At 34.6% G+C, this 24280-nt stretch carries 20 protein-coding genes; 19 read left to right on the forward strand and 1 reads right to left on the reverse strand.

Annotated features, from left to right (window positions below):
* Positions 1 to 7: 7 nt before the first annotated feature.
* The 18 genes from ftsH (at position 8) to QTL86_RS22920 (ending at position 21817) form a co-directional block, all read left to right on the forward strand.
* Positions 8 to 1975 carry an ATP-dependent zinc metalloprotease FtsH gene (gene ftsH, locus QTL86_RS22835; protein WP_127067719.1) on the forward strand — a complete coding sequence of 656 codons (1968 nt, stop codon included), beginning with the start codon at positions 8 to 10 and terminating at the stop codon, positions 1973 to 1975.
* Between the two features lie 142 nt (positions 1976 to 2117).
* Positions 2118 to 3095, forward strand: coding sequence for a biotin--[acetyl-CoA-carboxylase] ligase (locus tag QTL86_RS22840; RefSeq protein WP_127067718.1), 978 nt, complete (start codon positions 2118 to 2120; stop codon positions 3093 to 3095).
* Between the two features lie 19 nt (positions 3096 to 3114).
* Complete coding sequence (locus tag QTL86_RS22845; protein ID WP_127067717.1) at positions 3115 to 3555, forward strand: DUF6145 family protein; 441 nt, start codon at positions 3115 to 3117, stop codon at positions 3553 to 3555.
* 100 nt (positions 3556 to 3655) lie between these two features.
* The gene (locus QTL86_RS22850; protein WP_013658346.1) at positions 3656 to 4297 is read left to right on the forward strand and encodes an ECF transporter S component; all 642 of its coding nucleotides are present in this window, start codon (positions 3656 to 3658) and stop codon (positions 4295 to 4297) included.
* Between the two features lie 14 nt (positions 4298 to 4311).
* Positions 4312 to 5520, forward strand: a complete 1209-nt coding sequence (gene coaBC / locus QTL86_RS22855; RefSeq protein WP_127067716.1) for a bifunctional phosphopantothenoylcysteine decarboxylase/phosphopantothenate--cysteine ligase CoaBC — start codon at positions 4312 to 4314, stop codon at positions 5518 to 5520.
* Positions 5521 to 5610: 90 nt separating this feature from the next.
* Positions 5611 to 6381 (forward strand): type III pantothenate kinase, encoded by a 771-nt coding sequence (locus QTL86_RS22860; protein WP_013658344.1) that lies wholly within the window; start codon positions 5611 to 5613, stop codon positions 6379 to 6381.
* 12 nt (positions 6382 to 6393) lie between these two features.
* A complete protein-coding gene (dusB, locus tag QTL86_RS22865; RefSeq protein ID WP_127067715.1) occupies positions 6394 to 7368 on the forward strand; it encodes a tRNA dihydrouridine synthase DusB in 975 nt (324 codons plus the stop codon).
* Positions 7369 to 7561: 193 nt separating this feature from the next.
* Complete coding sequence (gene greA, locus QTL86_RS22870) at positions 7562 to 8038, forward strand: transcription elongation factor GreA (RefSeq protein WP_013658342.1); 477 nt, start codon at positions 7562 to 7564, stop codon at positions 8036 to 8038.
* Between the two features lie 26 nt (positions 8039 to 8064).
* Positions 8065 to 9594: a lysine--tRNA ligase gene (lysS, locus tag QTL86_RS22875; RefSeq protein ID WP_013658341.1), complete on the forward strand. Its 1530-nt coding sequence runs from the start codon at positions 8065 to 8067 to the stop codon at positions 9592 to 9594.
* A gap of 250 nt (positions 9595 to 9844) precedes the next feature.
* Positions 9845 to 11071, forward strand: coding sequence for a putative glycoside hydrolase (locus tag QTL86_RS22880; protein ID WP_127067665.1), 1227 nt, complete (start codon positions 9845 to 9847; stop codon positions 11069 to 11071).
* Positions 11072 to 11122: 51 nt separating this feature from the next.
* A complete protein-coding gene (locus tag QTL86_RS22885) occupies positions 11123 to 11521 on the forward strand; it encodes a hypothetical protein (RefSeq protein WP_127067664.1) in 399 nt (132 codons plus the stop codon).
* Positions 11511 to 12521: a hypothetical protein gene (locus QTL86_RS22890; protein ID WP_410496123.1), complete on the forward strand. Its 1011-nt coding sequence runs from the start codon at positions 11511 to 11513 to the stop codon at positions 12519 to 12521. The genes QTL86_RS22885 and QTL86_RS22890 overlap by 11 nt, the downstream gene beginning before the upstream one ends.
* Positions 12522 to 12689: 168 nt before the next feature.
* Positions 12690 to 13547 carry a diadenylate cyclase CdaA gene (cdaA, locus tag QTL86_RS22895; protein WP_013658337.1) on the forward strand — a complete coding sequence of 286 codons (858 nt, stop codon included), beginning with the start codon at positions 12690 to 12692 and terminating at the stop codon, positions 13545 to 13547.
* Positions 13540 to 14886, forward strand: a complete 1347-nt coding sequence (locus tag QTL86_RS22900) for a YbbR-like domain-containing protein (RefSeq protein WP_127067662.1) — start codon at positions 13540 to 13542, stop codon at positions 14884 to 14886. Before cdaA ends, QTL86_RS22900 begins: the two co-directional genes overlap by 8 nt.
* Before the next feature lie 267 nt (positions 14887 to 15153).
* The gene (locus QTL86_RS22905) at positions 15154 to 16209 is read left to right on the forward strand and encodes an SGNH/GDSL hydrolase family protein (RefSeq protein WP_127067661.1); all 1056 of its coding nucleotides are present in this window, start codon (positions 15154 to 15156) and stop codon (positions 16207 to 16209) included.
* 45 nt (positions 16210 to 16254) lie between these two features.
* A complete protein-coding gene (locus QTL86_RS22910) occupies positions 16255 to 18444 on the forward strand; it encodes an alpha-galactosidase (protein ID WP_127067660.1) in 2190 nt (729 codons plus the stop codon).
* Positions 18445 to 18464: 20 nt separating this feature from the next.
* Entirely contained in the window at positions 18465 to 20576 is a 2112-nt protein-coding gene (locus QTL86_RS22915) for a glycoside hydrolase family 36 protein (protein WP_127067659.1), read from the forward strand.
* Positions 20577 to 20803: 227 nt separating this feature from the next.
* Positions 20804 to 21817: a LacI family DNA-binding transcriptional regulator gene (locus QTL86_RS22920; RefSeq protein WP_013658332.1), complete on the forward strand. Its 1014-nt coding sequence runs from the start codon at positions 20804 to 20806 to the stop codon at positions 21815 to 21817.
* Between the two features lie 51 nt (positions 21818 to 21868).
* Here the strand turns inward: QTL86_RS22920 and QTL86_RS22925 are convergent, their stop codons facing one another.
* Positions 21869 to 22777 (reverse strand): helix-turn-helix transcriptional regulator, encoded by a 909-nt coding sequence (locus QTL86_RS22925; protein WP_190283411.1) that lies wholly within the window; start codon positions 22775 to 22777, stop codon positions 21869 to 21871.
* Between the two features lie 473 nt (positions 22778 to 23250).
* Between QTL86_RS22925 and QTL86_RS22930 the strand changes: the two genes are divergently transcribed.
* Positions 23251 to 24273, forward strand: a complete 1023-nt coding sequence (locus QTL86_RS22930) for a glycosylase (protein ID WP_410496124.1) — start codon at positions 23251 to 23253, stop codon at positions 24271 to 24273.
* Positions 24274 to 24280 lie beyond the last annotated feature (7 nt).

The following is a 24280-nucleotide window of genomic DNA, read 5'->3' on the forward strand; positions in this document are numbered from 1 at the left end:
TTTAATTATGAAAAAGAAATTCAAAGGAACTTATGTGTACCTTATTTTAGTTGTTGTTCTGACTTTGTTTGTATTCTATGGCACTAGTAGAGATTTAAGTGATACATCTCCTAAAATGAGTGCGCTTGATGTAATGACAGCAATAGAAAATAAAGAAATCAAATCTATAGAGCAAATTATCTCAAGTGGTGATGATGGTAAATTTATCATTACAGATAAAGACGGTAATAAATCAACCATTAGTGTTGCTCAAGAAGCATTTAGTAACTATATTTATAACTTATCTCCAGAGCTTAGAAGCTCATTTAAGTTTACAAGTAGTGAACCACAAACAAGCTTATTCTTCCCAATCATGCAGATTGTACTGATTATCGGTATGTTTATATTCATTATGATTTTCTTTGTACAACAAATGCAAGGTGGTGGAGGCGGCGGTGGCCGTATCATGAACTTTGGTAAGAGCAAAGCCAAGATGACCATCGACGAAAAAGGAAATATTACCTTTAAAAATGTAGCAGGTCTTGAAGAAGAAAAAGAAGAGGTTGCAGAAATTGTTGACTTTCTTAAAAATCAAAATCGCTATATCCAAGTAGGTGCTAAGATTCCTAAAGGTGTCCTTTTAGTAGGACCTCCAGGAACAGGTAAAACCTTACTTGCTAAAGCAGTAGCTGGTGAAGCTGGCGTACCATTCTTTAGTATTTCAGGTTCAGACTTCGTTGAAATGTTCGTAGGTGTAGGTGCTTCTCGTGTACGTGACCTTTTCGAACAAGCAAAGAAGAATGCACCTTGTATCGTATTTATTGATGAAATTGATGCTGTAGGACGTAAGCGTGGCGCTGGTCTTGGCGGCGGACATGATGAAAGAGAACAAACACTTAATCAATTACTTGTTGAAATGGATGGTTTCGGTGCTAATGAAGGTGTTATTGTAATGGCTGCTACAAACCGTGCAGACATTCTTGACCCAGCTCTTCTTAGACCAGGTCGTTTTGACAGACAAATTGTAGTAGGTAGACCTGATGTTAAAGGACGTAAAGATATTATTAAAATCCATGCAAAAGGTAAACCATTAAATGAAGATGTTGATATTGAAACGATCGCTAAGATTACTTCAGGCTTTACAGGAGCAGATCTTGCGAACTTAATGAATGAAGCAGCCTTACTTACTGCACGTCACAATAAACGTGCTATTGATATGGAAGAGGTTCAAAAAGCTTTCGTTAAAATCGGTATTGGTACAGAAAAGAAAAGCTACGTTATTACTGATGAAGATAAACGTATCACTGCTTACCATGAGATTGGGCATGCTATCTTACATGAAATTTTAGATAAAATTGAGCAAGTACACAGTGTTTCTATTATCCCAACTGGTTTTGCAGCAGGTTATACAATGCCAGTACCAAAAGAAGATCATAGACATATGACTAAAACAAGAATGCTTCAAGAAATTATTAGCTTACTTGGTGGTCGTGCAGCAGAAGAAATCGTTATTGGTGATATTACAACAGGTGCTTCTAACGATATCGAAAGAGCAACTAATATTGCAAGAGATATGGTTACTAAATATGGTATGAGTTCTTTAGGGCCAATTAAATTTGGAGATGAACAAGAAGAGCCATTCTTAGGTAGAGACTATAATCATCAACGTAATTACAGTGATGCTTTAGCAACAGAGATCGATAAACAAATTAGTGAAATCGTTCGTGAGTGTCATGATAAAGCTGTTGCTTTATTAAAAGAAAATATGGAAGTACTTCATAGTGCATCTGAAGTGCTGATTAAGAAAGAAAAAATCACAGGTAGAGAGTTTAGAAAGCTTATGAGAGGCGAAAGTGTTGATATTGATAAAGTAGATGATATCAATTTCTTCGAAACAGAAGAAGAACTAGAAGCTGATAAACAAGCTATGCAGCAAAAAGAAAATACAGAATCAGTAAGCTTAGCTAAAGCAGATGAAACTGAAAATAATTTATAAAAAGTAATGGGGCTGTTACACTTTAGGTGTAGCAGCCTTTTGCTCACTAAGGGAGAACTAAAATACTTATCCTATTGCTATATGACTTAAAGTGTTATATAAATATATCATATGTGAGGTTCCAAGGGATGGAGGAGTAATAATGAAAGATAAAGTACTTGCCTTATTAAAAAAGCAAGAAGCATATATATCAGGAGAAGAAATGAGTCAAAGCCTAGGTGTAACGAGAGCAGCTGTATGGAAAGCTATTAAAAAGCTTCAGGGAGAAGGCTATATTATAGAATCAAGTACTAAAAAAGGATATAAATTAGTAGAAAAACCAAATGTGATTACACCAGCAGAGTTAGCACCTATGCTTTGTGGCTATACTTTAGGACAAGTGATTAAGTATTATGAGGTAGTTGATTCTACCAATGAAAAGGCGAAAGCTTTAGCAAGAGAAGGGGCAAGTGAAGGGACTTTGGTGATTGCTGATCAACAATCTGCGGGGAAGGGGCGTTTAGGAAGAAATTGGAACTCTCCAGCAGGTACAGGGATATGGATGAGCCTTATTTTAAAACCAGAGATTTTACCTCAATATGCAAGTCAATTAACCTTAGTAGCAGGACTTTGTATGTGCGAAGCTATCAGAGAGGTTACAGGTTTAGATGCTACTATTAAGTGGCCAAATGATATTGTAGTAAATGGGAAAAAGGTATGTGGCATTTTAACAGAGATGAGTGCTGAAATGGAGCGTATTAACTATATTGTATTAGGAATAGGGGTTAATGTGAATCACAAAGCATTTCCTGAAGAACTGCCATTTGCTACTTCTTTAGCATTAGAGGGAAAGCAGGATTATGAAAGAGCAAGTCTTATTAAAGCATTTTTAGAACGCTTTGAAAAAGATTATAAGCATTATAAAGTGGATCCTCATTTAACAGCTATTTTAAGCCGTTATGAAGCTCATTGTATAACACTTGGCAAGACGGTGAAAATAATAAGTGGAAATGAGAGTTTTACAGCAGAGGCGAAGGAGCTTACCATAGATGGTAATTTAATCGTTAAAACTGAAACTGGTGAAGAAAAATTAATACACTCAGGTGAAGTTTCAGTAAGAGGATTATATGGTTATATTTAGAGAGGAAAAGGAATGAACTATGGAAAAACATATTTTAATATCAGTATCACCTTATGTACAAAAGTACTATATCAACGATTTATATGAAGATTTACCAAAGGATATTAAGGAAACATTACGAGCTAAACTAGGTGTTATTGCAGAGAAAACAAATGCTATTATTTCCCTAGGCTTTTATGAAGATGGCGAAGTGTTTATGGAACAACGTTATGAGGACTTAAGTTTTTATGATGAGATTGGAGCAGAACTTAGAATTAAGAAGTTCCAAAAAGAAGAAGTAGAACTTTTAAAGGCTGTTAAGATGTGGTATGTGGTTTATCATACACCTAATGGCGCTATTGTAAGAGATGTGGTAGTACTTCAAAGTGAAAATAAAAGTAAAGAAGAGATTATTAGTACTATAGTGGAAAAATATGGGGAAGCTTTTAAGGAATTCGTTATAATGCTTTTGGAAGACTAAGGAGTAAATTGCCTATACTAATATAAACTATTATGCTATAATGTATGCTGTTAAAAATAAGCGTTGCATCTTATTAAAGAGCGACAGCAAGGAGGAAAAAATGAATATTAAAAGAAATACTAGGAGTCTAACGTTTTTGGGAGTGCTTATAGCCATTGAACTGGTGCTAACTTTTGCACATATTGGTTTTATACCCTTACCCTTTATGAAGGCAACGATCCTACATATCCCTGTTATCATAGGAGCCATTTTCTTAGGACCTATAGAAGGAAGTATATTAGGATTGGTATTTGGTATTTTATCTGTTGTGATGAATACTATTGAGCCTGGCGTTACTTCGTTTGTATTTTCACCTTTTTATACTTTAGGAACCACTAAAGGAAATGTATGGAGTTTAGTGGTAGCTCTTGTACCTAGGGTACTAGTTGGGATTACATCTTATTACACTTATCAGTTCATGAGCAAGTTTGACAAAACGAAATGGTCAGCTTATATAGGAGCAGGTATTGTGGGTTCACTTACAAATACCATATTTGTTATGAGTTTTATTTATTTATTTTTTGGACAAGCTGAACCTTATGCAAGTAATACAGCACAAGGTATTGGATTTGTTTTCAAGGTGATTATGGGCGTTGTACTTACTAATGGCGTACCAGAAGCCATTGTAGCAGCTGTTTTAGTAAGTGCAATAGGTAAGGTATTAAGTAAGGTTTTTAAAACGCAGCGTATTTTAGCAAGGTAGAGGTTAGGTGACATATGAAAAAACATATTTTATTAGGTGTAACAGGTGGTATTGCTTGTTATAAAATGTTAGATGTAGCTAGCAAGCTTAGAAAACTAGGATATGAAATGAATACAATCATGACTCAAAATGCCTGTGAATTTGTGGCACCTTTATCCTTTGAAACGATTACCAATAATTATGTGGTAACGGATACATTTGCTAGGCCTCATAAATGGGAAGTAGAGCATATTGCATTAGCTAAAAAAGCAGAATTAATGCTTATTGCCCCAGCTACAGCTAATATTATTGGTAAAGTAGCTCATGGTATTGCAGATGATATGCTTTCAACTACGGTTATGGCTGCTAGATGCCCCGTAGTTTTTGCCCCAGCTATGAATACAGCCATGTATGAAAATCCTATTGTACAGGAAAATATAGCGTATTTAAAAGAAAAAGGTTATTTGTTTATAGAACCTGATAAAGGCTGGCTGGCTTGTGGTGATTTAGGTGCAGGTAAATTACCAGCACCAGAGGTACTAGTAGACTACGTAACAGAGCTATTAGAAAATAGAAGTGATCTTGGGTCAGAAGCAGAGCAGGATTTAAAGGACAAGCACGTTTTAATAACAGCAGGGCCTACTATTGAAGCTATTGATCCAATGCGTTATATTACCAATCATTCTTCAGGAAAAATGGGATATGCTATTGCTAAGGATGCAGTAAGTAGAGGTGCCAAAGTCATTCTGGTTTCTGGTGTTACTCAGCTAGAGTGTCCTGAAGGAGTGGAACGCGTTAATGTAAAAAGTGCTAGAGATATGTATGAAGCTGTTCATCAGCATTTTGAATGGGCTGATGTGGTTATCAAAACAGCGGCTGTAGCAGATTATAGACCGAAGGCTATAAGTGAGCATAAGATTAAGAAAGATAATAGTCATTTAACCTTAGAATTAGTACCTAATCCAGACATTCTTCAAAGTTTAGGTGAGAAGAAAACCCATCAGGTATTAGTTGGATTTGCGGCAGAGACACAAAATGTGCTAGAATATGCAAAGGAAAAAATCACTAAAAAGCACCTAGACTTTATTGTGGCTAACAATATAGCTGAGGATGGCGCTGGCTTTAAAGGGGATACTAATATTGCTACCATTATTGAAAGTAGCGGAGCGGTTACTGCTTATGAGCAAATGTCGAAGCTTCAGTTAGGTCATGTTATTTTAGATAAAGTAAAAGCTTATTTATAAGATAAAAAGCGGTGTTGCAAAGGGGATTTGCAGCACCCTTTTTGAAAGCTTAGGGAGTTTTAATTTGAGTAGCAAGGAGAGAAAACATTTATGTTATTAGCGATAGACATAGGAAATACCAACATTGTTATGGGGGTTATGAAGGGACTAGAATTAATTTCCAGCTTTCGATTAACGACTCAAACTCCACGTACGTCAGATGAATATGGTATTATGATGGTTGAGATGTTAAGACAAAAGGAAATTAAAATCCAAGATATTACAGCTGTCATTATATCCTCAGTTGTACCTGATATTATGTATTCCTTTAATAATGGCATCAAAAGATATTTACGTCAGAAACCTCTTATTGTAGGTCCGGGGCTTAAAACAGGACTAGCTGTTAGAACGGATAATCCAAGAGAAGTAGGAGCAGACCGTATTGTCAATTGTGTAGCTACCTATGAACTTTATGGGGGGCCTTGTATGGCAATAGACTTTGGAACTTCTACTACCTATGATATTGTTAATGCAAAAGGTGAATTTATAGGAGGACTTATTACTCCTGGTATTCGTATTTGTGCTGATGCCCTTTGGCAAAGAGCGGCACAACTGCCACATATGGAAATTAAGAAAACTAAAGGTATCTTAGATTGTAAAAACACCACTACCAGTATGCAATCTGGTTTAGTTTATGGTTATATTGGGCAAATTGAATACATTGTTAAAAAGGTTAAAGAAGAAATGCAATGTGATGACTTAAAAGTAATTGCTACAGGAGGCCTTGCTAAAATTATTCAAGATGGTACAAGTGTCATCGAAAAATATGATGGTATCCTGACGCTTAAAGGTCTTGCACTCATATATGAAAAAAATAGATAGGATGATTAAAAAATGAAGTTTGGTACAGTAGAAACACCCAATAATGTGTTTCTTGCACCTATGGCAGGCATTACAGACTTGCCCTTTAGATTGATTTGTAAAGAATTTGGTGTGGGAATGATGACCACAGAAATGGTCAGTGCCAAGGGGTTACTTTATGAAAATGGTAAAACCAATGATCTTTTATATATAGATCCAAAAGAACATCCCATAGGCGCACAGCTTTTTGGTAGTGACCCTAAAATATTAAGTGAAATGGCAAAACAAGTGGAACAAAGTGATGTGGATTTCATAGATATTAATATGGGGTGCCCAGCACCTAAAATTACTAAAAATGGTGAAGGGTCGGCGCTACTAAAAAATCCGGAGCTTATCGGAGAGATTGTTTATGCTGTAGCTAAGGCACTAACGAAGCCGCTTACTGTTAAGATTAGAAAAGGCTTTAATGATGAAATGGTTAATGCAGTAGAAGTGGCAAAGATTATTGAAGAAGCAGGGGCTAGTGCCATTGCTCTTCATGGCAGAACGAGAGAGCAATTTTATAGTGGCAGCGCTGACTGGGATATTATTAAGGAAGTAAAGCAGCATATCCATATTCCACTTATAGGAAATGGTGATATTAGAACACCGCAAGATGCTAAACGCATGTTAGATTATACCGGTTGTGATGCAGTACTTATTGCTAGAGCAGCTCAAGGTAACCCTTGGATCTTCAAAAGAACAGTTCATTATTTAGAAACAGGCGAACTTTTGCCAGAGCCTACCTTTGAAGAACGTGTACCTGTTATTTTAAAGCATGCTAAGTTATTAGAAGCATACAAAGGTGAGTATGTAGGTATGAGAGAAATGAGGTCTCATCTAACCTCTTATGTAAGAGGAGTACATGGTGCAGCAGACCTACGTAGAACCTTGACTGCTATAGAAACTTATGCTGATATAGAAAGGCTTTTAGAGGCTTGTTTAAAGCGATTAGAAAGCCATGAATAAGCATGAATGTGGTCTCATAAATTGGGCAGTATAATATGAACATATACCTACGCTAGCCAAAGGTGATTAAGTTGACAATACAAGGTGTGTAAGGTATAATTGTTAAATTATAAAATGTAAAAAACATAGAGATAGACATAAGCGTTACTAAAATATATAAAATAATTAGAGGTATAAGAAAGGGAGTAAAAATATGTCAAGCAAATCAGTATTACTCACATATGAGGGGATTAAAAAGTTAGAGGCAGAACTTGAAAACTTAAAAACAACACGCCGTAATGATGTGGCTGAAAAATTAAAAGAAGCAAGAGCACAAGGCGACCTTTCTGAAAATGCTGAATATGATGCTGCTAAAGAAGAACAAGCAGAAATTGAAGTAAGAATTGTTGAACTTGAAACAATGCTTAAAAATGCTGTTGTTATTGAAGCAGAAGAAGGTGCAGTAGAGATTGTAAAACCTGGTTATACAGTAAGACTTTATGATCATACTTTTGAAGAAGAAGTAGATTACCTTATTGTAGGTTCAACAGAAGCAGATCCTGTCAATGGTAGAATTTCAAATGAATCTCCAGTAGGTGCTGCACTTATGAACCGTAGAGTAGGAGATATTGTAGAAGTTGAAACATCTGAGGGTGTTGATAAATATGAAATTTTAGGTATTACAAACTAAGCATTACAAACGAGGAGGAATCAGTAGTGTCTGATCAAAATCAAGTACAAGAACAAGTACAAGAAAACGTTAGCGAATTAATTAAAGTAAGATATGACAAACTTGCAGGTCTTCAAGAAAAAGGGAAAGATCCTTTCAAAATTACTAAGTTTGATGTAACAGCACATAGTGAAAGTGCTAAAGCACACTTTGAAAGCATCGAAAGTACCTTAGAAGAACATGAGATGTCAGAGAAAACTCATTTATCAGTAGCTGGTCGTATTATGGCTAAACGTGATATGGGTAAAGCATCTTTCATTACCATTCAAGATCAAGAAGGACGTATTCAGTCTTATGTTAGAAAAGATGAATTAGGCGATGAAGATTATGCAGATTTCAAGAAATATGATATTGGTGATATCGTAGGTATTGAGGGCTATATCTTTAGAACACAAAAAGGTGAGATTTCTGTACGTGCAAAATCTGTAACACTTTTATCTAAGAGTTTACAAATATTGCCTGAAAAATATCATGGTCTTAAAGATACAGAGATGAGATATCGTCAACGTTACGTAGACCTTATTGTGAATCCTGAAGTTAAAGATACTTTCTTAAAACGTAGTGCTATCATTCGTTCAATGAGAAACTTCTTAGATAACAAAGACTTTATCGAAGTGGAAACACCTGTACTTCACTCAATTGCAGGTGGAGCAGCTGCACGTCCATTTGTGACACACCACAATGCCTTAGATATTGATATGTACATGAGAATTGCACCAGAACTTAAGTTAAAACGCTTAATCGTAGGTGGTTTTGATCGCGTTTATGAAATCGGTAGGGTATTCCGTAACGAGGGTATGTCAATCAGACATAATCCAGAGTTTACAATTATGGAATTATATCAAGCTTTTGCTGATTACAATGATATGATGGATATTACAGAAGAAATGATTAGACACGTATGCAAAGAAGTCAATGGAACAGCAGTTATTGAGTATGATGGCGTAACAATCGACCTTGACAAACCATTTGCTAGAATTTCTATGGTAGATGCTGTTAAACAATATACAGGAGTAGACTTTAGAGCAATTAAAGATCTTGAAGAAGCTAGAGCTATTGCTAAAGAAAAACATGTTGCTTTTGAAGAACATCATATGAAAGGTGATATCCTTAACTTATTCTTTGAGGAATTTGTTGAAGAACACCTTATTCAGCCAACCTTCTTAACAGAACATCCAGTAGAAATTTCTCCTCTTTCTAAACGTAAACCATTAGACCCAGAGTACACAGAAAGATTTGAACTTTTCATCGTTGGGCGTGAACATGCTAATGCATTCTCTGAGCTTAATGATCCAATCGACCAAAGAGGTCGTTTCAAACGTCAAGAAGAGCTTAGAGCAGCTGGCGATGATGAAGCTTGTGAAATTGATGAAGACTTCTTAACAGCTTTAGAATACGGCTTACCACCAACAGGTGGCCTTGGAGTTGGTGTGGATAGACTTGTGATGCTCCTTACTAACTCAGCATCTATTAGAGATGTATTATTATTCCCAACTATGAAACCAATTAGTGAATAAATAAAATGAAAATAGGACTTGCAAATAGATTATTTGCAAGTCTTATTTATGTTAGTGGGTAAATAGTTGTATATTCGAGGGGAAAGGGTGAGGGTTTGTATAATATATTAATAACAGGCAATACTTAATAAAATGCATATTTTTCAAAAAATTAACAATTATGATAGAGTATATTAGGGTATATTGAATAAAGGCATTTAAGTAAAAGATGTGATATAATTAAAAAGAGTGTGTACAGGGGTGCTGACAAATGAAAAAGTACAAACTAAGGCCAGTTAATAGTTATTATTTTTATAAGAAGAAAAAGTCAAGGGCGAGAAAAAGACTACTTTTTGTATGTAGTCTTATTTGTGTGGTATTTATTGGCATATGTATAAACGACGAATTTGGGCAAGATCTTATTACCTTTTTTCCTTTTTTAGAACAAGAAGCTAAAGGCCCTCAAAAAGATGTTTATCTACCTACTACTGGCGTTAAATATGACTTGTATAAAGCACCTAAAAAAGTAAAGGGTATTTATATTCCACCAAGTAAAGTAATGGATTATGAGAATTACATTAGTATGGCAAGAGAAACAGGGATTAATAGTTTTATTATTGACGTTAAAAATGATAATGGTTATCTGACTTTTGCAACAGATAATGAAGTACTAATAGAAAAAGGTGTTGTACTAGCTAAGCCACCGATGAAGGATGTCAGTCGTATGATGACAAGGCTCTACGAGGAAGGCATTTATCCTATAGCTAGAGTAGTGGCTTTCAAAGATAATGTGGTGGCTAAGAAGGAGCCAGAACGTGCTATTAAGAGCTTATCAGGCCAGATTTATGAAACAAGTGCAGGTGATACATGGTTAGATCCTTACAATAAAGCAAATTGGGATTATCTTTTAGAGATATGTGATGAAGCTGTTGAGCTAGGCTTTAAAGAAATACAGTTCGACTATGTCCGCTTTCATGAGTCTATGAAGCCTACTACGGTCGTATTAGATGAGACCACTTCAAAAGCAGACATTATTACTGCATTTACAAAGTATGCTTGTCAGCATTTGCAGCAAAAAGGGGTGTATGTATCTGCAGATGTATTTGGCGCTGTTATTTTAAGCCAGCTGGATGCTAGTATTGTGGGTCAAGACTTTGCGGCTATGAGCCAGTATTTAGATTATATTTGTCCAATGGTCTATCCTTCACACTATGCAGAGGGGACATTTGGAATAGCCTATCCTCATCTTGACGCTTATGATATAATATTAAATACAATGGAAAAGGGACAGGACTTAATAAGAGAGAATGAAAGAAGTCAGCGAAAAGCCATTATAAGACCATGGCTACAGGATTTTACACTGAAGAGTTTAAAGCCATATCTCCTTTATGGTCCAGAGCAAATAAAAGCTCAAATTCAAGGAACTTATGATGCTGGTCTAGAAGAATGGATTTTTTGGAATGCAGCAGGAAACTATACAGTAGATGGCTATAAATAAGTGCAGGTAGGGGGATGAGATAATTTGACTGACCAAAAGAAGATTATTCTTATGACAAAACTAGCTTTATATGAAAAAAATCATATGAAGAAAGATCAAGCTAGGCTAAATTACTTTATTGAGGATTATATATATATTAATAACTTTAAAACAAGACTAGGAATTACTATTATAACACTTTTTTTTGTGGGAATGGGTGCGTTAAATATCTTAAATGAGGGGGTTATTTTCCCAAAATCCCTATGGGAGCTTATAGACGTGTATTTTAAACCCTACTTCTTACCTTGGATTACAGCACTTATTATTTATACTTCTATTTCAACTGCTATTTATGGAAGAGAGTACCAGGCAGCGAAGCAAAGATTTAAGAATTATAGAAAGTTACTAAAACAGCTAGATACCTATGAGCAGGAGCAAAAGAGTGACGAGGGGGAAGAGCATGAAATCTAACGAAGCACTATTAAGTATGAGACAAAATATTATCAGTGAATTTAAGAAGTATGAGTATATCATTTTGCCTTTTATGAAGTTTATACTCATTTTTAGTGCCATACATATGCTAATAACAGCCACTAATTATACAGGGGCCTTAAGCGGGGTAATAGCTGTGATGTTTTTAGCGCTTATTGGAACTTTTGTATCAGCACAGTGGATTTTGATAGGGAGTATTCTGTTAACTACACTTTTTATTTTACCTGCTAATCCTATATTTGCAATATTGATGTTTATACTACTTACTATTCTTTATTTGGCGTTTATGAGGCTATTTCCCAAGGAAGGTTTGTTAACTTTAGTAACATTAATGGCTTTTGCGATTAATGTACCATTGATTTTACCTATTATAGTAGCGCTGTTAGGCGGTTATATTTGCATCGTAATGATGATTATAGGTGTTATAGTATGGTTTATGGTTCCTGAATTAACAGTCGTTATTCAAACGACAACCCTTAACAAAAGTGAAATAGTTGATTTAGCTACTAGCGTGAGTAAGACTGATTTTAATGCCTTACTAATGGATGAAAAGATGCTATCAGTAGTAGTTGTATTCTTTATTGTTTTTTCAGTGGTTTATATTATTAGAAAGCAATCTATTGATTATGCACCTTATATTGCAATTGGAGTAGGAATGGTAGTTAATATATTAGGGTTTGGATTAGCCATTCTATTTTTTGATGATATTGGGATGAAGATGGGAAGTATTATTTTATGGACTGTAATCAGCGGCATAGTGGCAGTAGTTGTCCAGTTCTTTTCAGTGGCCCTTGATTATCAAAGATCGGAAGTTGTTCAATTTGAAGATGATGATAATTACTATTATGTTAAAGTAGTCCCTAAAATAAATGTAAAAGTTAAGCATACTACTGTAAAACATGTTTATACTAATAATAAAGGGCCAAAGGATTTTAATAGCAGAATAATGGAATCTTATAATGAAGATAAAGGTATATAATGGGGAAGGTACAAGCATATTATTAGTAACAGGCTTGTGCCTTTCTTTAATTTTAGAAAAGGATTCATTATTCATAATAATTATGTAGAGTAGTCGAAAATTAAATACACGTAGTCAGTAAAACATGATATAATAGGATAGAAAATACACATAAAGGAGTTTTGTTCGGTGGATGTAATAAAAGAGGCGCTTGATAAGATACCCTATCTAGGATTTCCTAATATTGGTATGAGAGATATTATTGATATACTCGTTGTAGCATATCTTATTTACATTGTGCTAGCATGGATCAAAGACACGAGAACTTGGGCGCTATTTAAGGGTGTAATGATTGTCTTGGTTGTAGCTAGTGTGGCATATCTTTTCCAACTACATACATTGTGGTGGGTAGTTTCTAATGCCATTACAGTAGGTACTTTTGCTATTTTAGTTGTATTTCAACCGGAACTTAGAAGGGCTTTAGAACAGATTGGTAGAGGAAAATTGTTTGAATCCTTAATTAATACCTCGGATCAGGCTGAGGATGGATTAACAGACGAAGCTATTGAAGCAATTGCAAAGGCTTCACTGCACATGTCTAAATATAAAACAGGAGCATTAATTGTACTTGAACAAGAGACTAGACTTGGTGATGTGGAAAGAACAGGAATCAGGATAGATGGCCTTATTTCTAGTCAATTACTCATTAATATTTTTGAAAAAAATACGCCCTTACATGATGGAGCAGTTATTATTAAAAATAATAGAGTATCTGCAGCTACTTGTTTCTTGCCTCTTTCAGATAGTATGGAGATTAGCAAGGATTTAGGCACAAGACATAGAGCGGCTATTGGTATTTCTGAGGGGACAGATGCACTTGTTATTGTTGTGTCTGAAGAAAATGGCATTATATCTTGTGTGAGAAATGGGAAAATAAAAAGAGGACTAGATGCAGAACTCATTAAGAAGATTCTTCTTTCTACTAGAAAGAAGAAACGATCAGAAAGAAAAAAGGTAATATGGAAAGGAAAGAGTAAAAATGAATAAATTATTTACAGACAACCTTCCATGGAAAATAACATCCTTAGTACTTGCCTTTATCCTATGGCTCTTTGTTATTAATACACAGAATCCTATTCAGCCTCAAGAGATTGCGGGGGTGAATGTGGTTATTACTGGTCTAGACGAATTAGAATCTAGCGGTTATAAACTCAAAAATGAAGACGAAATAAGAAATCAGAATTTTAAAGTAGTTGTAACGGGACCACGTTTAGAAATTGATAAATTAGTTAAAAATCCAAAGCTCATTACAGCAACTTTAAATATAGCAGATTATATGGGGAATTTAACAGAATCCTCATTATCTGATAATGCTAATTATGCAGTTAAAATTAATTTAGATAGTTATACAATCAGTGTTACAGATAAAAAGCCGCAGGTGACTAAAGTACTAATAGACAAGATTGACCAAAAACTCCAGAAGGTTACTTATGAGATGTCTAAAGACTTAACAGATACGTATACATTAATTGGGGATGGTGTACCTGTTATTACGCCTGATAAAGTAACAATTACAGGACCTAAATCAGATATTGATAGAGTTTCGGAGGCGAAGGTACTCATTGAAGCAAAAGATTTCTCAGAAGAGAAATTAGTAGCGCAGTTACCTATTAAGCTTTATGATGCAGAAGGTGTAGAAATTACCTCCTTATCCTTATCCACCGATACAGCAGAGGTAAAATTACCAATTGGTAGTGAAAAAGAAGTAACGATTAAGGTTAACTACACAGGAACGCTTAAAGAAGGCTTAGTGCTTATTAACACAATTGTTTCACCTGAAAAGGTAAAACTCATTGGTAAGTCTGAACTTTTAGCAGGTATCAAAGAAATAGAACTAGAACCTATTGATTTAAGTAAAGTAGAAAAAACAGATCTTATTCAAGTGGCTATGAAATTGCCTGATGGGGTTATGACCTTGATTGATAATAAAGTCAATGTGAGCCTAGAAGTAATGGAAGAAGAAAGCTTAGAATATCCAATACAGACGAATGAAATGGATTTAACAGTAATTGGTTTAGGTGAGAATTTAACTTATGAGATTTTAACACCGAATATTCAAGTAGTATTAAGTGCTTTACCTAATAAATTACTAGGATATACCAAAGAGGATATTAAATTCTCTTTAGATCTGACAGGATATGGAACAGGTGAATATCAGTTACCACTAACTATTATTCCGCCAGCAGATGTAAGAGTAGTAGGCGAGCCTATTAATATTGATGTACGTATTAAACAGCTGGAAACAGGTGAAGCGACTCCGACGCCGAGCCATGATAATTCAGGAACAGCAGGAGAAGGAACTTCTAATAGTACTACAGAAGAATAATAAATAAAAGAAAGCTAAGTTACTGTCTTTTTTGATAGTAACTTAGCTTTTTTTGATGTCATTTTTTATCTCTGTTAAGATAAGGGATTGTAATTTTAACAAGATAATATATAATTAATTTAAGTTTAAAAAAAACTATTTTTAATTAAAATAGTTTGATATTAAGTGGTACAAGTAACGCATAATAAAAATAGTAATACCATATGTAAAAAAAGCTAATAAGCCTAAGGAACATTGTAAAACTTATGATATGAGGGAGATGGTAGTGTGTCTACAGAAAAATTGAGTCGCGTGTTGCAACGTGCATTAAATGGAGAAGAGATAACAGTTGGCTTTTTAGGAGGCTCTATTACACAAGGCTGCAATCCAAGTTTACCTAAAAATGCCTATGTAGAAAGGGTTTATAAATGGTTTCAAGAAACGTTTCCAGAAACAAAAATTAATAAAATTAATGTTGGTGTAGGTGCTACGGGTTCTTTAATAGGTGTGCATCGTGTAGAAAAAGATTTATTAGTTCATAAACCAGATTTGATATTTGTCGAATTTGCTGCTAATGATGTACCACCAAAAGAGAAGACTAACCTTTCCTATGAAAGCTTAATAAGACGTATTTTAACTACCTTGGAAGATACAGCAATTGTTGAGATTTTTATGACATTAGAAGATGGTACAAGTGCAGAGGAAGAACAAGCAGCTATTGCTAAATATTATGGTATACCCACAGTAAGTTATAGACAAGAAATCTTTAAAGAAATTAACAAAGGTACATATACTTGGAAGGATATTGAGACAGACGAAGTCCATCCTAATGATAGAGGACATGGGATTGTTGCAGAATTGGTAACAAAGTTACTAAAGGAAGCTATGACTAGTCCTGTATCAGAAGATAAGCATTATGAGATACCACAGACACCTTTAAATGAGGCCCCTTATGAAAAGGGACAGCTTTTATCCTGTAAGGAAATAGGATTCATTAAGGAGGTAGGTTTTGAAGCTAGCGATGAGCAGTTTAGAACTATAGGGGATGGCTACAAAATGCAGAGGGATGCTAAAGAGGCAGAATTAGTATGTGAATTAGAAGGTAGTCATATTTTTCTCCTTTATATTAAAGGGATTGAGGATATTAGAGGAAAGGTGATGATTACCATTGATGATGAACCTACCAATATACTAGATACTTATTTTGATAAAGGGTGGGGAAATTATCCTGAAACTTATCCTATTTTAATGAATGGTGAATACAAGAAACATAGAATTACCTTAACTGTGATGCAAGCACCTGAAAATCAGCTAGTAAGCATACTAGGGTTTTTAGTTTCTTAAGTCAATATAAGCTAATAATAAAATATAACTTGAAGGAGATGGGGTATGGGAATCAAGTATTATGAAAGTGAACGAGCATTTAAATTAGACACACCACAATCAACTTATATGATAGGTATTGTTGATGAAGAGGATTTTATAGGTCACATTTATTATGGTAAAAGGATAGAGGATTATCATTTAAGTTACTTATTGAGGACTAATGAAGGCCCTTATGTACCTAGTAAGAATAATAGAGACAGGGGAAGTTTCTTAGATTGTTTTCCGATGGAATATTCTACTCATGGCATTGGAGATTTTAGAGAGAGCTGTTTAGGTGTGAAGACTTCAAAAGGTCACAGTGCTTGTAGTCTAGCTTATGTGGATCACACTATTTATAAAGGGAAAAAAGCACTAGAGGGGTTACCAGCAACTTTTGGAAAAGATAACGAATGCACTACCTTGGAACTCATTTGTAGAGATAAGCTTCTACAATTAGAAGTTGTATTAAGCTATACTGTCTTTGAAAACTTAGATGTTATTACAAGAAGCACCAAAATAACGAATAAGCATACAGAGACTATAACACTTACTAAAGCTTTATCCGTATGTCTTGATATGGACAATAAAGACTTTGAACTACTTACCTTACATGGCTCTTGGGCTAGAGAACGTCATATGCAGCGCCGAAGAGTAGGATATGGTAAACAAGGTACTTCTTCTATAAGAGGAGAATCTAGTCATCAAGATCATCCATTCATGGCACTTTTAACAGCAGATGCTACAGAGGATAGAGGAGAGGTATATGGCTTCCATTTTGTATACTCTGGTAATTTTATGGCTCAAGTAGAATGTAATCAGTTTGACACAGTAAGAGCAGTCATGGGAATTGAACCTACAGATTTTAGTTGGAAATTAGAGGAACAAGCTAGTTTTACTACACCAGAAGTTGTTATGGTCTATTCGGCTGAAGGACTAGGGAAAATGAGTAGAACACTTCATGACTTGTACCGCAATCATTTGATTAGAGGTATATATAAGGACAAAAAGCGACCGATTTTAATTAACAACTGGGAAGCAACTTATTTTGATTTTGATACAGATAAATTATTAGCTATTGCTAGAGAAGCTTCAGCATTAGGTATAGAAATGCTAGTGATGGATGATGGCTGGTTTGGCACTAGAAGTAGCGATAATTGTGCTTTAGGTGATTGGCAAGTTAATGAGGAGAAAATTAAAGGTGGTTTAAAATATCTAGTAGATGAAGTGAATAAGCTAGGTATGGCTTTTGGTATTTGGTTTGAGCCAGAAATGATTTCACCAGATTCGGATTTGTATCGTGCACATCCAGATTGGGCTATTGCAGTGCCAAATAGAGAAGGGACTTTATGTCGTAACCAATACGTATTAGATTTATCCAGAAAAGAAGTAAGAGATTATGTTTATGAATGTTTAAGAAAGGTATTAAGCAGTGCTAATATTACCTATGTCAAATGGGATATGAATCGTCCACTAACCAATATAGGAAGCTATTATCTAGAGGCTAATCAGCAAGGAGAACTTTATCACCGTTATGTGTTAGGTGTTTATGAACTCCAACAAAGATTAATTGATGAATTTCCAGAGCTACTTTTAGAAAACTGTTCTGGCGGTGGTGCGAGATTTGACCCGGGTATGCTTTATTATAGTCCACAGATTTGGTGCTCTGATGATACGGATGCTATTGAACGGTTAAAGATTCAAGAAGGAACAGCCCTTATTTATCCCTTATCAGCCATAGGTGCTCATGTAAGTGATTGTCCTAATCATACAGTTGGTAGAACAACACCTTTTGAAACAAGAGGCTATGTAGCTTTATTAGGTACGTTTGGTTATGAATTAGATGTTACACGCATTCCAGAAGAAGATAGAGCTATGATTCCACAGCAAGTAGCTATGTATCATAAATATAATGACTTAGTGAGACAAGGTGATTATTACCGCATTGCTTCTTGTAGTCAAAATCATATGTATGATTGTTGGTCTGTTGTATCAAAAGATAAGAAAGAAGTACTCGTAACCTTCGTTCAAGTCATGGCAAGACCGAATTATCGTAGTAGAAGGATTTACTTGAAAGGGTTAGATACAAAGGCATTTTATCGTATAGAAGGTAGTGAAGAAGTCTATGCAGGAGATGCTTTAATGTATGGAGGGCTTAATATTCAAAGTATATTTGGAGACTTTAAAGGACAACTCATTCATTTAATCGCAGAATAGCAGTCGGAGAGGTGGCAAAGATGAAGCGAATAGAAATTATTGAAAATGGCATTTATATGATCCTAGAAATAACAAAAGAGGAGCAGGTGAAGCTATTACATTTTTCAGCTGTACCTTTTAATGAAACGGATATTGTATCAGAACGAATTCATAATGAGGCATTTAATCTTGTAGAGTTAAACTTATCAGGCATGGATAAACCTTATGAAAGACATGGAAATAAATATATTGTGACCGCACCAGGTTATCGAATGAAATATAATGGCCTTAAGGATGAGAGAAATGAATTAGGGAGAAAAATTGAGATAACAACGTATGATGAGGCATCAGAGGTGTATGTAACAACTCATATGCAATTTTATAATCAGATTTCAATCGTTCGTTTTTGGAATGAGGTTACTAATAAAGGTAAGAATCCTCAAACTTTAGAGTATATCTCTTCATTTAATTATACAGGTATAGAGAAAGAAGGATTACTGCCAAGAGATGAAAAAATGCGCATCCATGTGCCTCATCATTCATGGCAAAGGGAGATGAATTGGCAAACTTATACTTTACCAGAAGTAGGCTTAGAGCAAGTACAGCCTACAATTGATCAGAGATCTTCTAATGCTTTAGAGGTCACTAACGTAGGAAATTGGTCTAGTAAAAAATATCTGCCTATGGGTTATTTAGAAAATACAGAAGTAGGAAGTAGCTTATTCTGGCAAATAGAACATAATGGTTCTTGGCATTGGGAAATAGGAGATCAAAATGGTCACTTTTATTTAAATATTTGTGGGCCAGATGAATTAAATGCTCATTGGTTTAAGGAGCTTGGCATGGGAGATACATTTACTTCTGTACCAGTAGCAGTAGGTGTAACTAATAAAGGCTTTGATGAGGCTATGGGAGAATTAACTAGGTACAGGAGGGTGATCAGAAGGCCTAATAAAGATAATGAAGAACTAAAAATCATATTTAATGATTATATGAATTCTTTATGGGGGGATCCCACTACTGAGAAAGAAATCCCATTAATTGATGCAGCAGCGAAGGCAGGTTGTGAATACTATTGTATTGATGCAGGGTGGTATGCTGATGGAAACTGGTGGGATAATGTAGGCGAGTGGCAAGAATCAAAGCAGAGATTTCCTAATGGATTAAAAGAAGTAACAGATTATATTAGAAAAAAAGGGATGATACCAGGAGCGTGGCTAGAGTTAGAGGTTATGGGAATTAACTGTCCAAAGCTTAAAGAACTAGATGATACTTGGTTTTTCATAAGGCATGGAAAAAGAGTATACGATCGAAGCCGGTATCAATTGGATTTTAGAAATGAAAAAGTAAGAAATTATGCCACAGAGGTTATAGATAGGCTTATTAATGAATATGGCATTGGCTATATTAAGATGGATTATAATATTGAGCCAGGAATAGGAACAGAATATGAAGCTGATAGCGTGGGAGATGGTTTGCTAGAGCATCAAAGAGCATATCTTGCTTGGTTAGATTATATTTTTGAAAAATATCCAGAGCTTATTATTGAGAATTGTTCTAGTGGTGGACTTAGAATGGACTATGCGATGCTTGCTCGATATAGTATTCAATCCACTAGTGACCAAGAGAACTATCTTCAATATGCTACTATTGCAGCTAATGCACCAACAGGTGTAACGCCAGAACAAGCAGCTGTCTGGTCATATCCTTTAGAGGAAGGTGATAAAGAAGAAGTTGTATTTAATATGGTTAATTCATTGCTATTACGTATTCATCAAAGTGGTCATTTAGCGCGATTGAGTAAAGAGAGGGGAAGCTTAGTAAAGGAAGCACTAGATTATTACAAGACAATCAGACAAGATATAAAGATTGCAACGCCTTTTTGGCCATTAGGTTTATCGCATTTTAAAGATGAATGGGTCTGCCTAGGAATGAAAACCGAACATAAACTTTACATAGCCGTATGGAGACGACAAGGAAATAAAGCAACAAAAGAAATCCCATTAATAGGATTGGTAAATAATAAAGTAAGCATAAAATGCACTTATCCTAGCTATGCTTCCAATCAATTTGAGTGGCAGGAAGCTAGCCAAAAGTTAACCATTACATTAGAACCAAATACAGCACGTTTATTTGAGATCGAAAAGGAATAAATAAAAATTCAGTATATATTGACAAATTATTCGGGTGAAAATATACTTAGCTTAGCTAAAAAAAGATAGCTTAAAAAAGTTAATAATTTATTTGAAAGAGATTTTGTGCTAAAATATGACATGAATGATAATCGTAGATGAAAATACAAATAAATGCATGTGGCTAGAGGTAATGGTTTTACCAATAAAATATAGGATGTAAGAGGGACGGAAAGGCGGAAATCGATATGGCAAAAGCAGTAAAGCTAGAAGATATTGCTAGGCGCATAGGTGTAAGTAATGTAACTGTATCTAAGGCTTTGGCAGGTAAAAGTGGTGTCAGTGAAGAATTAAGACAACGTATTAAAGAAATAGCTGAAGAAATGGGATATAAATCAGTATCTACTCAAAAAGCAAAAGAAAAAAAAGGAACAGGTAATATAGGCGTATTAATTCCTTGCCGTTTTGTTGATGGTAATACCTCCTTCTACTGGGCAATTTATCAAAATGTAGTCACCAAATTACAAGCAAAAGGTTATTATGCTATTTTAGAGCTTTTAAACATAGAAGATGAGGAAAGCCTTGTTCTACCTAAGATGATACAAGACGCTAAAGTGGATGGCATAATAGTGATTGGTCAGGTACGTAATGAGTATTCTCAATGTATTTGGAATAATGGTAGTGTACCTACTATTTTTCTGGATTTTTATGATACACATATGGAATATGATACAATTATTACTGATGGCTATTATGGTATGTATATGCTTACTGATTATCTCGTAAAGATGGGACATAAGAAAATTTATTTTGTAGGAACACCTTTATCTACAAGTAGTATCACAGACCGCTTTTTTGGATATCAGAAGGCACTTATGGAGAATGGTATTACTATGGAGCCTCATTGGCTTGTTAAAGACAGAGAGTGTGGAGCTAATCAAGACTTAGCAGTGAATATCCCTGACGATTTACCAACAGCTTTTGCATGTAATAGTGATTATACAGCTAACTTTTTAGTGTCTAAGCTAAATGAAAAAGGACTATCTGTACCAGAAGATCTATCTGTTGTAGGTTTTGATAATTATCTATATCCTAATCTGTCTAATTTACAGCTTACTACCTATGAAGTTGAGATAGATAAAATGGCCGAGCTTTGTGTTAAAACATTACTTAGAAAAATTAATCGTAAAGATTATGTTAAAGGGGTTCAAATTATTACAGGTCACATGGTTATTAAAGATAGTGTAAAGATGATAAAATAATTAATGAATAAAAAAGTTCCTGATAGTTATGTTAGCTATCAGGAACTTTTTTTATTCATCTAAGAATTCTAAGCTATCAGGATGATATTTTTTGCGATAGGTAATAGGGGTTACCCCTGTGTTCTTTTTAAAGAGATTAGTAAAATGGTTAAGGTTATCTATACCTACAAAAGTAGCAATTTCATATACTGGCTGTTGAGTATTTCTAAGAAGTTCTTTTGCAACCTGCAGACGCTTTTGAATAAGATAATTAATGGGAGAGGTATGCAGGTAGGTGGTGAAGTCCCTAATAATTTTATATTTACTAACATGGTATGTATCTGCTAGCTCATCTAAGTTAAAGTGGTCCATATAGTGAGTATCAAATAAATTTTTAAGTTCAGATAGATACTTTGGCATGGCTACTATTTGGCTTGAATCTATTTCTTTACTCAGAATCAGTTCTGTAAGTAAATCGGTAATTAACTTTGAAATAATAAATTCAGCTAACTTAGGTGTATCCTTATTAAAGTTAATTAGGTGATTTAAAATTTCAGGCAAGTGTGAGATAGGTGAAATAGGACATAGTATATACTCATCTTGCTGAAAGTGTGTATAGTAGGCTGCACTATTAGCACCCTTAAAAATGATATATTTGAATTGCCAGTGACTAGATTCAAATATATCTAGCTCAAAAGGAGCATTACAATCAATCCACATAACAGTGTGAGGTTGAAGTTGATAAGTCTGATCTTTATAGGTGAGCTTACCTTTGCCCTCAACAGTATATAGCACTAAATAAGCATCAAAAGGTGCAAATTTTAAGTGAAATGGAAAATGAGCTTGCATAGTATCAGCTAATAAGAAGTAATTGAGATGCTGTTTAGCAAATGAAGATACATTAAAAGAGTTAGGTATAGATTGATAAAACTGAGGTGGAGCTGATAGTATGATTGTTTCGTAATTAATAGTGTTTGACATCATAAAACTCCTTTCGGTAAAACAAGAGTTGAATGATTAAATTATAAAATATCCGAATATAAAAAACAATATCGTACAATAAAAAAATTAACTTGTATAAAAACTAAAATTAATTTATAAAAAGAGGAAAACAAAATTATACATAGTAAACCAATAGTGGTATAGAGTTAGACAAAATCCTAATAACTAAAAAACTAACAATTTGAAAAATAATTCGCCTATGATTAAGTGTAATATAAACAAAATTTGAAATATATTAAGGAAAATGCAAATATAAGTGAATGACTTTAATTAACCAATATTATATAATTAATTAAAGTAAAAAATTAGCTAAAATTAAAGTTTAAACATAAATGGAAATAGAGATTATTTTGTGTCAAAACCTATTTATGTTGGTTTAAGAATCAGTTCTATAAAAGGAAAAGGTTAAACCCAGTTTAAAACAATAAATGATACTAAAAAGGAGAATGACTATGAGCAAAATCAAATTAATTTGTCCAGAAGTAAGTAACATGCCGTGGCAAGATAAAAAAGAGGAACCAGTTCAAGCACCTATTTGGCGTTATAATGAAAATCCAATTATCGGAAGAAACCCTGTTAAGAATGTAGCTAGAATTTTTAATAGTGCGGTTATCCCTTATGAGGGCGAATTCATTGGAGTATTTAGAGGAGAACAAACTAATGGTATACCCTATATTTACTTAGGTAGAAGCCAAGATGGTATTCATTGGAATTTTGATGAAAATAAAATTAACTTTGTAGATGAAGAGGGCAATGCCTTTATGCCAATCTACGCATATGACCCAAGACTTGTAAAGGTAGAAGATACATATTATATCATTTGGTGTCAAGATTTCTATGGAGCAGCTATTGGTATGGCAAAAACGACTGATTTTAAAACCTTTGTTAGAGTAGAAAATCCATTTTTACCTTTCAACAGAAATGCTGTTTTATTCCCAAGAAAAATCAATGATAGCTTTATGATGCTATCTAGACCTAGTGATAGTGGACATACACCATTTGGAGATATTTTTGTTAGTGAAAGTAAGGACCTTGTATACTGGGGTAAACACAGACATGTAATGAGCCGTGGTAAGTCATGGTGGGAATCACTTAAGATTGGCGGAGGTGCCGCACCTATTGAAACAAGTGAAGGCTGGCTTCTTTTCTATCATGGTGTATCTGGTACTTGCAATGGTTATGTCTATAGCATTGGTGGGGCCATCTTAGATATTGATAATCCTTCTATTGTGAAATATAGATGTGAAAACTTCTTATTAACACCAGAAGAATGGTATGAAGAAAGAGGTTTTGTACCAAATGTAGTATTCCCATGTGCAACTATTTGTGATTCAGCTACAGGTAGAATTGCTGTTTACTATGGTGCAGCAGACAGTTATGTAGGCTTAGCCTTTACAACAGCTGATGAGATCGTTGCTTATATTAAAGAACACAGTGCGGTAAGCAATGATGATACAGAAATTGGAATGAGATAAGAAAAGA

This window comes from Cellulosilyticum sp. ST5 (assembly GCF_046529625.1).
Lineage (GTDB): Bacteria > Bacillota > Clostridia > Lachnospirales > Cellulosilyticaceae > Cellulosilyticum > Cellulosilyticum lentocellum.

Bases quoted from the DNA above. Each gene is read 5' to 3' on its own strand.
- ftsH (WP_127067719.1), top strand. From the start codon at position 8: ATGAAAAAGAAATTCAAAGGAACTTATGTGTACCTTATTTTAGTTGTT.
- QTL86_RS22840 (WP_127067718.1), top strand. From the start codon at position 2,118: ATGAAAGATAAAGTACTTGCCTTATTAAAAAAGCAAGAAGCATATATA.
- QTL86_RS22845 (WP_127067717.1), top strand. From the start codon at position 3,115: ATGGAAAAACATATTTTAATATCAGTATCACCTTATGTACAAAAGTAC.
- QTL86_RS22850 (WP_013658346.1), top strand. From the start codon at position 3,656: ATGAATATTAAAAGAAATACTAGGAGTCTAACGTTTTTGGGAGTGCTT.
- coaBC (WP_127067716.1), top strand. From the start codon at position 4,312: ATGAAAAAACATATTTTATTAGGTGTAACAGGTGGTATTGCTTGTTAT.
- QTL86_RS22860 (WP_013658344.1), top strand. From the start codon at position 5,611: ATGTTATTAGCGATAGACATAGGAAATACCAACATTGTTATGGGGGTT.
- dusB (WP_127067715.1), top strand. From the start codon at position 6,394: ATGAAGTTTGGTACAGTAGAAACACCCAATAATGTGTTTCTTGCACCT.
- greA (WP_013658342.1), top strand. From the start codon at position 7,562: ATGTCAAGCAAATCAGTATTACTCACATATGAGGGGATTAAAAAGTTA.
- QTL86_RS22880 (WP_127067665.1), top strand. From the start codon at position 9,845: ATGAAAAAGTACAAACTAAGGCCAGTTAATAGTTATTATTTTTATAAG.
- QTL86_RS22885 (WP_127067664.1), top strand. From the start codon at position 11,123: ATGACAAAACTAGCTTTATATGAAAAAAATCATATGAAGAAAGATCAA.
- QTL86_RS22890 (WP_410496123.1), top strand. From the start codon at position 11,511: ATGAAATCTAACGAAGCACTATTAAGTATGAGACAAAATATTATCAGT.
- QTL86_RS22900 (WP_127067662.1), top strand. From the start codon at position 13,540: ATGAATAAATTATTTACAGACAACCTTCCATGGAAAATAACATCCTTA.
- QTL86_RS22910 (WP_127067660.1), top strand. From the start codon at position 16,255: ATGGGAATCAAGTATTATGAAAGTGAACGAGCATTTAAATTAGACACA.
- QTL86_RS22915 (WP_127067659.1), top strand. From the start codon at position 18,465: ATGAAGCGAATAGAAATTATTGAAAATGGCATTTATATGATCCTAGAA.
- QTL86_RS22920 (WP_013658332.1), top strand. From the start codon at position 20,804: ATGGCAAAAGCAGTAAAGCTAGAAGATATTGCTAGGCGCATAGGTGTA.
- QTL86_RS22925 (WP_190283411.1), bottom strand. From the start codon at position 22,777: ATGTCAAACACTATTAATTACGAAACAATCATACTATCAGCTCCACCT.
- QTL86_RS22930 (WP_410496124.1), top strand. From the start codon at position 23,251: ATGAGCAAAATCAAATTAATTTGTCCAGAAGTAAGTAACATGCCGTGG.